Source organism: Streptomyces murinus (assembly GCF_002154555.1).
In the GTDB taxonomy this organism is placed as follows: domain Bacteria; phylum Actinomycetota; class Actinomycetes; order Streptomycetales; family Streptomycetaceae; genus Streptomyces; species Streptomyces murinus.
The window spans coordinates 18,245-27,979 of record NZ_MUNF01000078.1 but is presented as its reverse complement, the minus strand read 5'-3'; the positions used below and the strand labels follow the sequence as shown (position 1 = coordinate 27,979).

Below are 9,735 nucleotides of genomic sequence, written 5' to 3'. Positions count from 1 at the left end.
CGGTCGGTCCCGCATGCGGGACCGACCGATTCAGCCGTAGCGAAGGGCGGAGGTGGGCGAGCGTGACATCGACGACGGACACGGCCGGGCACCCGGACGTCACCGAGATCTCCGACCTCGCCGAGGGGCTTCTCCCGCCCGAGCGCGGCACGGACGTACGACGCCATCTGGGCGGCTGCGAGCTGTGCGCGGACGTCTACGCCTCCCTGGAGGAGATCCGGGGGCTGCTGGGATCCGCACAGGCGCCGGAGCCCATGCCGGTCGACGTGGCCCAGCGCATCGATGCCGCCCTGGCCGCCGAGGCGCTGCTCACCACTTCCGGGCCGGACTCCACGGGTCATGTTTCACGTGAAACATCGGCCCCCACCGAGCACGCGGCACCCGCGCCGACCGACCGTCCGGCTGACCGTCCCGCCGATCGCCCGGCCGGCCGGGCGGGGGCCGCGACCGGGCCGGGCCGGAAGAAGAGCGGACCCGGCCGCCGCCGCAGGGCCTTCGTGCTGGGCGGTGTGCTGACCGCCGCTGTCCTGGGCGCCGGTGCGCTGGTGCTCCAGTCGCTCGGCGGCGGCACCTCCTCCACGACGGCCAAGGGCAAGCCCAGCGCGTCCGCCAGTGCGTTCTCCGGAAGCAGCGTCCAGAACCAGGTACGGGATCTGCTGGCCACGAAGAAGAGCCCTCAGCGGGAGGACGGCCAGCGGCCGCGTTCCGGGCAGAACACCCCGCAGACGGGCGAGAGCGCGAACACGCTCCTCCAGCCTCAGGTCGCCGTCCCCGAGTGCGTCCGACGGGCGGTCCCCCGGGGCGAGCAGGCGCTGGCCGCGAAGACCGGTACCTATGCCGGGAAGAGCGCCTATCTCGTCGTCCTCCCCGACCCTCAGGACAGCGCGCGCGTGACGGCCTATGTGGTCGACGCCGCCTGTGTCGGACAGCAACCCGTCTCCGCCGGCAAGGTTCTGCTGAAGCAGCCCGTCGCCCGTCCCTGAGCCCCGGTACCGGCCAGTCGTCCTCTGCACGCGTGTGCCCGGACACAGCGGGAATGCGCGCCCCGTAGGATCCGTTGGGTGGGGTGAGAGACCCGAAAGGGCCTCTCCCCGGTCGACTGACGCAGACCAGAGACGAGGAATCTAGCCGTGAGCGATGTCCGTAATGTGATCATCATCGGCTCCGGGCCCGCAGGCTATACGTCGGCGCTGTACACCGCCCGCGCATCGCTGAAGCCCCTGGTGTTCGAGGGCGCCGTCACCGCCGGTGGCGCGCTGATGAACACCACCGAGGTGGAGAACTTCCCGGGCTTCCGTGACGGCATCATGGGCCCCGACCTCATGGACAACATGCGGGCGCAGGCCGAGCGCTTCGGTGCCGAGCTGATCCCGGACGACATCGTCTCGGTCGACCTCACCGGGGAGATCAAGACCGTCACCGACACCGCGGGCACGGTGCACAAGGCCAAGGCCGTCATCGTCACCACCGGCTCCCAGCACCGCAAGCTCGGCCTCCCGAACGAGGACGCACTGTCCGGCCGCGGTGTCTCCTGGTGCGCCACCTGTGACGGGTTCTTCTTCAAGGACCAGGACATCGCCGTGATCGGCGGCGGCGACACCGCGATGGAGGAGGCCACCTTCCTCTCGCGCTTCGCCAAGTCCGTGACGATCGTCCACCGCCGGGACACCCTGCGCGCTTCCAAGGCGATGCAGGAGCGCGCCTTCGGCGACCCGAAGATCAAGTTCGTGTGGGACAGCGAGGTCGCCGAGATCCAGGGCGAGCAGAAGCTCTCCGGCCTCAAGCTCCGCAACCTCAAGAGCGGCGAGCTGTCCGAGCTGCCCGTGACGGGTCTGTTCATCGCGATCGGCCACGACCCGCGCACCGAGCTGTTCAAGGGCCAGCTGGACCTCGACGAGGAGGGCTACCTGAAGGTCGCCTCCCCCTCCACCCGCACCAATGTGACCGGTGTCTTCGCCGCCGGTGACGTGGTCGACCACACCTACCGTCAGGCGATCACCGCGGCCGGCACCGGCTGCTCCGCCGCCCTGGACGCCGAGCGCTTCCTCGCCGCTCTCGCGGACGAGGACCAGGCCGAGCCCGAGAAGACCGCCGCGGTCTGACGCTCCTCTCAGCTTCCTCCCCCCTCCCCGCCCCACGATCAAGTTAAGGAGCCCAGCGTGGCCGCCCTGAAGAACGTGACCGACGCCTCCTTCGACGAGGACGTCCTCAAGAACGACAAGCCCGTCCTGGTGGACTTCTGGGCCGCCTGGTGCGGTCCGTGCCGCCAGATCGCCCCCTCCCTGGAGGCGATCGCGGCCGAGCACGGCGACAAGATCGAGATCGTCAAGCTCAACATCGACGAGAACCCGGCCACGGCCGCCAAGTACGGCGTCATGTCCATCCCGACCCTGAACGTCTACCAGGGTGGCGAGGTCGCCAAGACCATCGTCGGCGCCAAGCCCAAGGCCGCGATCGTCCGCGACCTCGAGGACTTCATCGCCGAGTGATGTTTCACGTGAAACATTGAAGGGGCCGACCTCCACGGGTCGGCCCCTTCGTCTGTGCCCGCTACAGCGGCCGCAGCACCGGCTCCTTCTGCACCGCACCCAGCAGCCGGTCGATCGCCATCTCGACGTCTTCCTTCCAGGAGAGCGTCGACCGCAGCTCCAGCCGCAACCGGGGATGCAGGGGATGCTGCCGTACCGTCTTGAAGCCCACGGCCAAGAGATGGTCCGCCGGCAGCAGACAGGCGGGCTCCTTCCAGCGGGCGTCCCCGAATGCCTCTATGGCCTTGAAGCCCCGGCGCAGCAGATCCTTGGCCACCGTCTGCACCAGCACCCGGCCGAGCCCCTGCCCCTGATAGCCGGGCTTGATGAAGGCCGTGATCAGCTGGACAGCGTCCGGTGACACTGGGCTCGTGGGGAAGGCGGCCGAGCGCGGGACATAGGCGGGAGGGGCGTAGAGCACATAGCCCACCGGTGCGTCATCGACATAGACCACTCGGCCGCAGGAGCCCCAGTCCAGCAGGACGGCGGAGATCCAGGACTCCTTCTCCACGGCGGCCGTGCCGCCCTTGACGGCCGCCTCACCGCTGACGGGGTCCAGCTCCCAGAAGACACATGAGCGACAGCGTTGGGGAAGGTCCTGAAGGTTGTCCAGCGTGAGCGGCACCAGCCGACGCCCCATGAAGGCCCTTCCTCGCTTCCCTCACCGGCCGCCGCGGCGCGAGCGGCCGTTCGAGCACTGCGCTCCCTGAACACAGGCATCGTATCCACCATGCGATTCGCTCGATACCGCCGCAAAGCAAAGAGCGGGCCGTGTTCCGGTACACACCGGACACGCCCGCTCTTCGCCTGATCCCAGGGGATCGAAGGGTCCAGGGATCAGTCGTCCTGGTCCTCTTCGGCGCCCTCCTGAAGGTCGCTCGGCAGGACCCGGCCCTCGCCCGGGGCGAGGGTGCCCAGGATCCGCTGGAGGTCATCCATGGAGGCGAACTCCACGGTGATCTTGCCCTTCTTCTGCCCCAGGTCGACCTTCACCCGGGTCTCGAAGCGGTCCGACAGCCGGGTCGCCAGCTCGTTCAGCGCCGGGGAGAGCCGGGAGCCGGCCCGCGGCCCCTTGGGACGCTGCGGCTTCTGCGGCCGGGAGCCCATGAGGGTCACGATCTCCTCGACGGCCCGCACCGACAGCCCCTCGGCCACGATGCGATGGGCCAGCCGGTCCTGCTCCTCCGAGTCCGCCACGGACAGCAGTGCCCGCGCATGCCCGGCGGAGAGCACCCCGGCGGCGACCCTCTTCTGCACCGTCGGCGAGAGCTTCAGCAGCCGCAGGGTGTTGGAGACCTGCGGGCGGGAGCGCCCGATCCGGTCGGCCAACTGGTCGTGCGTGCAGTTGAAGTCCTTCAGCAACTGGTCGTAGGCGGCGGCCTCTTCCAGCGGGTTCAGCTGCGCGCGGTGCAGGTTCTCCAGCAGCGCGTCCAGAAGGAGCTTCTCGTCGTCCGTGGCCCGGACGATCGCCGGGATGGCCTCCAGACCGGCCTCACGGCAGGCACGCCAGCGGCGCTCGCCCATGATCAGCTCATAGCGGCCGGGGCCCAGCTGCCGTACGACGACCGGCTGGAGCAGACCGACCTCCTGGATGGAGGTGATCAGCTCGTGCAGGGCGTCCTCGTCGAAGACCTCGCGCGGCTGGCGCGGGTTCGGCGTGATCGCGTCCAGGGGGATCTCGGCGAAGTGGGCGCCCAGCGGAGGCGCGGGCGTCTCCGCGACCGGGGCCGCCGATCGCTCCTCGGCTTCCTGGGAGGGCGAGGGCAGCGTGGCCACCTTCGCCGCGGCCACTCCGCGCTCCGCGGTCAGGACCGGGACGCCCGCGGGAGGGGCGGACGCACCGCCGCCCAACGCGGCCGGTACCGGGTTCTTCTCGACCGGGGCAGGAGGGATCAACGCACCCAGTCCTCGGCCCAACCCCCTCCGTCGCTCACTCACTGGATCCCCTCCACCATGCTCGGGTCGCTCTGGGCGCCGATATGGGCCTGGCTCGCGTCATAGCTGATGCCAACGCCCCTCAGCGCGATTTCTCGGGCCGCCTCAAGATACGAGAGAGCGCCGCTCGATCCAGGATCGTAAGTCAGCACCGTCTGCCCGTAGCTCGGCGCCTCGGAGATACGGACCGAGCGGGGAATGCTCGTCCGCAGCACCTCTTCGCCGAAGTGGCTGCGCACCTCTTCCGCGACCTGGGAGGCGAGACGCGTCCGGCCGTCGTACATGGTGAGCAGGATGGTCGATACATGCAGGGCGGGGTTGAGGTGCCCCCGCACCAGATCGACATTGCGCAGCAACTGGCCCAGGCCCTCCAGTGCGTAGTACTCGCACTGGATCGGGATGAGGACCTCCTGGCCTGCCACCAGCGCATTGACCGTCAACAGGCCGAGCGAGGGCGGGCAGTCGATGAGGATGTAGTCCAGCGGCTGCTCATACGCCTGGATCGCGCGGTCCAGGCGGCTTTCGCGGGCCACCAGGGACACCAGCTCGATCTCCGCACCGGCGAGATCGATGGTGGCCGGGGCGCAGAAGAGTCCTTCGACGTCCGGTACGGGCTGGACGACCTCGGCGAGCGGCTTGCTCTCCACCAACACGTCGTAGATCGACGGAACTTCGGCGTGGTGGTCGATCCCGAGGGCCGTGGACGCGTTGCCCTGCGGGTCCAGGTCGATCACCAGCACACGGGCACCGTGCAGAGCCAGCGAGGCGGCAAGATTGACGGTCGTCGTCGTCTTGCCCACGCCACCCTTCTGGTTGGCGACCACCATGACGCGCGTCTGCTCCGGTCGCGGCAGACCTTCGCCGGCGCGGCCGAGAGCCTCCACGGCCAGTTGGGCCGCACGACCGATGGGGGTGTCGTCCATCGGAGGCGGTGTTTCACGTGAAACATCCGCCCCCATCGACTCGGTTCGGGGACCGGGGACCGGATCGGTCATCGGTCCCGCGATGTTGGCGTCGGACCGCAAGGATTCACTCTCCTCGACTTCAGGCTCGCAATGAACAGAGCCTCCCATGCCTTCGGGGTCGTGAACCAGTGAGGCCGGGTCTTCTGTGGAGAAATCCACCTCTGTGGACAACTCCGTGCCCCCTGCGGGGGACGGAGCCGGTCGTGCAAAGGGGCCCGAGCCTCCTCCGAGAGAGCCGAGGGGCTTTCGGTCGCGGGGTTCGGCCGCGCGGCCGCGACTGATGATGCCGTGCAACAGTGAGCGACGTTTCACGTGAAACAACGATGCACAGCACCGGGGACCGGGTCCTCGCGACACTCCGTCGTGCGTGGGCGGGCAGCTTGTGGGAGTACGGCCAGTCGGCTCAGCGGCGCCGGCGGACCCGGCCCGTGCGCGCGGCCTTCGCCCGCTTGGCGGCGAAGCGCACCCCACCGGGGCTCTCCCCGACCTCGACCCGGACCACGGTCGACAGCGGGTCCACGATGCCCTCGCCCACCTGGAGGATCGAGGTCTCCACCGCGCCGAGCTTGCTCAGCGCGGTGGCGGATGCCTTCAGCTCCTCCTCGGCGGTATCGCCCTTGAGGGCCAGCATCTCGCCGTACGGGCGCAGCAACGGGATCCCCCAGGTGGCCAGGCGGTCCAGCGGGGCCACGGCGCGGGCGGTCACCACATGGACCGGCGCCAGCTTGCCCAGAACCTCCTCGGCACGTCCCCGTACGACGGTGACATGGTCCAGGCCGAGCAGCTCGACGACCTCGGTGAGGAAGTTGGTGCGCCGCAGCAGCGGCTCCAGCAGGGTGATGTTGAGGTCCTCACGGACCAGGGCCAGCGGGATGCCCGGCAGCCCGGCGCCGGAGCCCACATCGCAGACCGTCACTCCCTCGGGAACGGCCTCGGAGAGCACCGCGCAGTTCAGGATGTGCCGCTCCCACAGGCGGGGGACTTCCCGCGGGCCGATCAGACCACGCTGCACGCCCGCCTCCGCGAGCAGCTCCGCGTAGCGCACCGCATCGGCGAAGCGATCACCGAATACTTCGCGCGCCTGCTCGGGCGCGGGGGGAAGCTCCGCTGCCTCCGTCACGGGGACCGTCCTTCCGTACAGCGCCGGTGCTTCGCGCACCGGCCACCAGAACTACCAGGCTGACAAAGTTCGGCCCCGCCTGCTCAACAGACGGGGCCGGTGGAACAAGGGGGGCCGATCAGGCGGGCAGCACGACGACGAACCGCTGCGGCTCCTCGCCCTCGGACTCGCTGCGCAGCCCGGCGGCCTTGACCGCGTCGTGTACGACCTTGCGCTCGAAGGGGGTCATCGGCCGCAGCTTCACGGGCTCACCGGAGCTCTTCACATCGGCGGCGGCCTTGGCGCCCAGCTCGGACAGCTCGGCCCGCTTCTTGGCCCGGTAGCCGGCGATGTCCAGCATCAGTCGGCTGCGGTCACCGGTCTCCCGGTGCACGGCCAGACGCGTCAGCTCCTGAAGCGCCTCCAGCACCTCGCCATCACGGCCGACCAGCTTCTGCAGATCCCGGCCGCCGCTGTCGCTGATGATCGACACGGCGGCCCGATCGGCCTCGACATCCATGTCGATGTCGCCGTCGAGGTCGGCGATGTCCAGCAGACCCTCCAGGTAGTCCGCCGCGATCTCGCCCTCCTGCTCCAGGCGGGAGAGGGTGTCTGCACCCTCGGCAGCGGCGGAGGTGGTGCCTTCCGTCACGGGCTGGGCTCCTTCTTACTTCTTGGACGGGGACTTGGGCCGCTGCGAGCCGCCCTTGCGCTGGCCGCTCTGGGCCTTGCTGCGGGCGCCCGTGCTGGGCTTCGAGCCCTGCTGGGCAGCGGTGGGCTTGCTGTCCTGCGGCTGGTCGGTCTCCTCCGACGAGTCGGGCTGCTCGGAGGTGTCGGACGTCTCAGCGGAGTCGGACTTCTCCAGGGACGGAGAGTCGCCCGGCTGCTTGGTCCCGCCGGACTGACGCTGGGCCTTGCTCTGGCGCTTGGGCTGCTGGCGCCGCGCGGCGGCACCGGCGGTGGCGGTGGTCACGCCGTCCTCGGACTGCGCCTCGGTCTCGGTCGCCACGCTCTTCACCACGGTGCCGTCCGCCTGGGCGGCGAGGCCGGCCTTGTTCAGAGAGTTGATGAACTTGCGCTCGAACTCGTTGCGCTCGCGGCCCTTGGCGACGATCGCCTTGATGATCGCCTTCTCGCTGCGGCGGCCGACCTTGCCGTGGTGCGTGACGTGCTTGGTCAGGCGCTCCAGGTACGCGGCCTGGGCCTTGGAACCCGGGGTCGGGTTGTTGCGGATGACGTACATCTGCTGGCCCATGGTCCACACGTTGGTGGTCAGCCAGTAGACGAGGACCCCGACGGGGAAGCGGATGCCGAAGAAGGCGAACATGATCGGGAAGACGTACATCAGCATCTTCTGCTGCTGCATGAACGGCGTCTTCACCGTGGTGTCGACGTTCTTCGTCATCAGCTGGCGCTGCGTGTAGAACTGCGACGCCGACATCAGGACGATCATGATCGCGGTGACGACGCGGACGTCGGTCAGCGAGGCACCGAGCTTCTGCACCGTGTCGGCGCCGTCCAGGAACTTCGCGGCCAGCGGGGCCCCGAAGATGTGCGCCTGGCGGGCGCTGGCGAGCTGCTCGGCGTTGATGTAGCCGATCTTGGTGCCCGACGCGATGCCGTTGAGCACGTGGTACAGGGCGAAGAAGAACGGGGACTGCGCCAGGATGGGAAGGCACGAGGAGAGCGGGTTGGTGCCCGCCTCCTTGTACAGCTTCATCATCTCTTCGGACTGACGCTGCTTGTCGTTCTTGTAGCGCTCCTGGATCTTCTTCATCTCAGGCTGGAGCGTCTGCATCGCACGCGTCGCCTTGATCTGCTTCACGAAGAGCGGGATCAGGCAGATGCGGATCAGGATCACCAGGGACACGATGGACAGGCCCCAGGCCCATCCGGTGTTGGGGCCGAAGATGGCGCCGTACACCGCGTGGAACTGGACGATGACCCAGGAGACGGGCCAGGTGATGAAACTGAAGAGGCTGGCAATCGTGTCCACTAATCATGCTCCTTGGGCATGGGACGAGGTCTCTGCGGCCGGGCTCGGAGGAAGCTCCGAGACAAAGTCCTCGGGCTTCGCTTCGGTGGCCGGTTCGGCGGCGGAGGACCCGCCCCGGCGTGCGCGCCAGGCGTCGCGCAGCATTTCGTGCCACCGCGGACGCTTGCGCGGCGGGACATGGTCCACGCCGCCCAGCGACCACGGATTGCACCGGAGGATGCGCCAGGCGGTGAGTGCCGTGCCCTTGATCGCACCATGCCGGTCGATGGCCGTGTAGCCGTAATGGGAGCACGACGGGTAGTACTTGCACACCGGCCCCAGCAGTGGACTGATCGTCCACTGGTACAGCTTGATCAGAGCCAGCAGCGGGTACTTCATCGCGTGCCCCCTCCCAGTAGCCGCCGTAGGGCGGCATCCAGGTCTTGGGCCAGCTGTGCATAGTCGGCGTCGCCCGCCCCGGGCAGCGCTCGTACCACTACCAGGCTACCGGGGGGAAAAAGTGCGACTCGGTCACGCATCAGATGACGCAGTCTGCGCTTCACTTTGTTGCGCACGACCGCGCCACCCACGGCCTTGCTGACGACGAAACCCGCACGCGTCGGAGGAGCGCTCTCCCCAGGCGCGTGCGGGTCCGTGGCACCGCTACGAAGGTGGACGACGAGAGTCGGGCGACCAGCCCGGCGGCCTCGTCGTACAGCGGTCGCGAAGTCCTCGCGCCGCCTCAGCCGGTTCTCGGTGGGCAGCACGATGTCATGACCTGACCGGGATCAGGCGGACAGACGGGCGCGACCCTTGCTACGGCGGGTCGCCAGAATCGCGCGGCCGGCACGGGTCCGCATACGCAGCCGGAAGCCGTGGGTCTTCGCGCGACGACGGTTGTTCGGCTGGAAGGTGCGCTTGCTCACTCGGGGGCTCCAGAAAGATTCGGTAGTGGCGGGGTGCCGTCCTGGCTGTCACCGTGCGCCCACGAGTAGCTCGCGTCACGCCCGATTGCACCGCTTCCCGATCACCTGACGCGATCTGTGCCCATCGGAGGCAGGCGGCAGCAGCCATCGACAACTCGACCTGGTTACGGTACGCGGGGCTACGCCATCCGGTCAAACCGAGTGTCGCTGGGAGACACTGTCCACAGGCTGGGGACAACAACTTGAACCCTACCGGCCCCGCTGACTACCGTGACTGGACTCCGATTCGTTCTTTTGTCCCCCGCCC

Annotated in this window: 12 protein-coding genes; 3 read left to right on the top strand and 9 right to left on the bottom strand. The window is 68.8% G+C overall.

The features are described 5' to 3' along the window. Positions 1-62: 62 nt before the first annotated feature. The 3 genes from CCN72_RS06255 to trxA all read left to right on the top strand — a co-directional run bounded on the left by CCN72_RS06255 (position 63) and on the right by trxA (position 2,489). A complete protein-coding gene (locus tag CCN72_RS06255; RefSeq protein ID WP_086806659.1) occupies positions 63-983 on the top strand; it encodes an anti-sigma factor family protein in 921 nt (306 codons plus the stop codon). A gap of 147 nt (positions 984-1,130) precedes the next feature. Next, on the top strand, positions 1,131-2,102 hold the full coding sequence (trxB, locus tag CCN72_RS06250; protein ID WP_037650404.1) for a thioredoxin-disulfide reductase: 972 nt from the start codon (positions 1,131-1,133) through the stop codon (positions 2,100-2,102). Between the two features lie 57 nt (positions 2,103-2,159). Beyond that, positions 2,160-2,489, top strand: a complete 330-nt coding sequence (gene trxA, locus CCN72_RS06245; protein WP_037650402.1) for a thioredoxin — start codon at positions 2,160-2,162, stop codon at positions 2,487-2,489. Between the two features lie 61 nt (positions 2,490-2,550). Here trxA and CCN72_RS06240 read toward each other — a convergent pair whose 3' ends face one another. The 9 genes from CCN72_RS06240 to rpmH form a co-directional block, all read right to left on the bottom strand. Next, positions 2,551-3,168, bottom strand: a complete 618-nt coding sequence (locus tag CCN72_RS06240; RefSeq protein WP_037650400.1) for a GNAT family N-acetyltransferase — start codon at positions 3,166-3,168, stop codon at positions 2,551-2,553. 197 nt (positions 3,169-3,365) lie between these two features. Further along, positions 3,366-4,466, bottom strand: a complete 1,101-nt coding sequence (locus CCN72_RS06235) for a ParB/RepB/Spo0J family partition protein (protein WP_086806658.1) — start codon at positions 4,464-4,466, stop codon at positions 3,366-3,368. Beyond that, entirely contained in the window at positions 4,463-5,536 is a 1,074-nt protein-coding gene (locus CCN72_RS06230) for a ParA family protein (protein ID WP_085568637.1), read from the bottom strand. The genes CCN72_RS06235 and CCN72_RS06230 overlap by 4 nt, the downstream gene beginning before the upstream one ends. 295 nt (positions 5,537-5,831) lie before the next feature. Next, positions 5,832-6,548: a 16S rRNA (guanine(527)-N(7))-methyltransferase RsmG gene (rsmG, locus tag CCN72_RS06225; RefSeq protein WP_085565619.1), complete on the bottom strand. Its 717-nt coding sequence runs from the start codon at positions 6,546-6,548 to the stop codon at positions 5,832-5,834. Positions 6,549-6,666: 118 nt separating this feature from the next. Then, complete coding sequence (locus CCN72_RS06220; RefSeq protein ID WP_085565620.1) at positions 6,667-7,179, bottom strand: Jag family protein; 513 nt, start codon at positions 7,177-7,179, stop codon at positions 6,667-6,669. 15 nt (positions 7,180-7,194) lie between these two features. Next, the gene (yidC, locus tag CCN72_RS06215) at positions 7,195-8,523 is read right to left on the bottom strand and encodes a membrane protein insertase YidC (RefSeq protein ID WP_086806657.1); all 1,329 of its coding nucleotides are present in this window, start codon (positions 8,521-8,523) and stop codon (positions 7,195-7,197) included. Between the two features lie 3 nt (positions 8,524-8,526). Then, complete coding sequence (gene yidD / locus CCN72_RS06210; RefSeq protein ID WP_037650386.1) at positions 8,527-8,901, bottom strand: membrane protein insertion efficiency factor YidD; 375 nt, start codon at positions 8,899-8,901, stop codon at positions 8,527-8,529. Further along, positions 8,898-9,269 carry a ribonuclease P protein component gene (gene rnpA, locus CCN72_RS06205; protein WP_086806656.1) on the bottom strand — a complete coding sequence of 124 codons (372 nt, stop codon included), beginning with the start codon at positions 9,267-9,269 and terminating at the stop codon, positions 8,898-8,900. Before rnpA ends, yidD begins: the two co-directional genes overlap by 4 nt. Positions 9,270-9,290: 21 nt before the next feature. Continuing rightward, positions 9,291-9,428 carry a 50S ribosomal protein L34 gene (gene rpmH / locus CCN72_RS06200; RefSeq protein WP_003975051.1) on the bottom strand — a complete coding sequence of 46 codons (138 nt, stop codon included), beginning with the start codon at positions 9,426-9,428 and terminating at the stop codon, positions 9,291-9,293. Between the last annotated feature and the right edge of the window lie 307 nt (positions 9,429-9,735).

Bases quoted from the DNA above. Each gene is read 5' to 3' on its own strand.
- CCN72_RS06230 (WP_085568637.1), bottom strand. From the start codon at position 5,536: ATGGGAGGCTCTGTTCATTGCGAGCCTGAAGTCGAGGAGAGTGAATCC.
- yidD (WP_037650386.1), bottom strand. From the start codon at position 8,901: ATGAAGTACCCGCTGCTGGCTCTGATCAAGCTGTACCAGTGGACGATC.
- CCN72_RS06240 (WP_037650400.1), bottom strand. From the start codon at position 3,168: ATGGGGCGTCGGCTGGTGCCGCTCACGCTGGACAACCTTCAGGACCTT.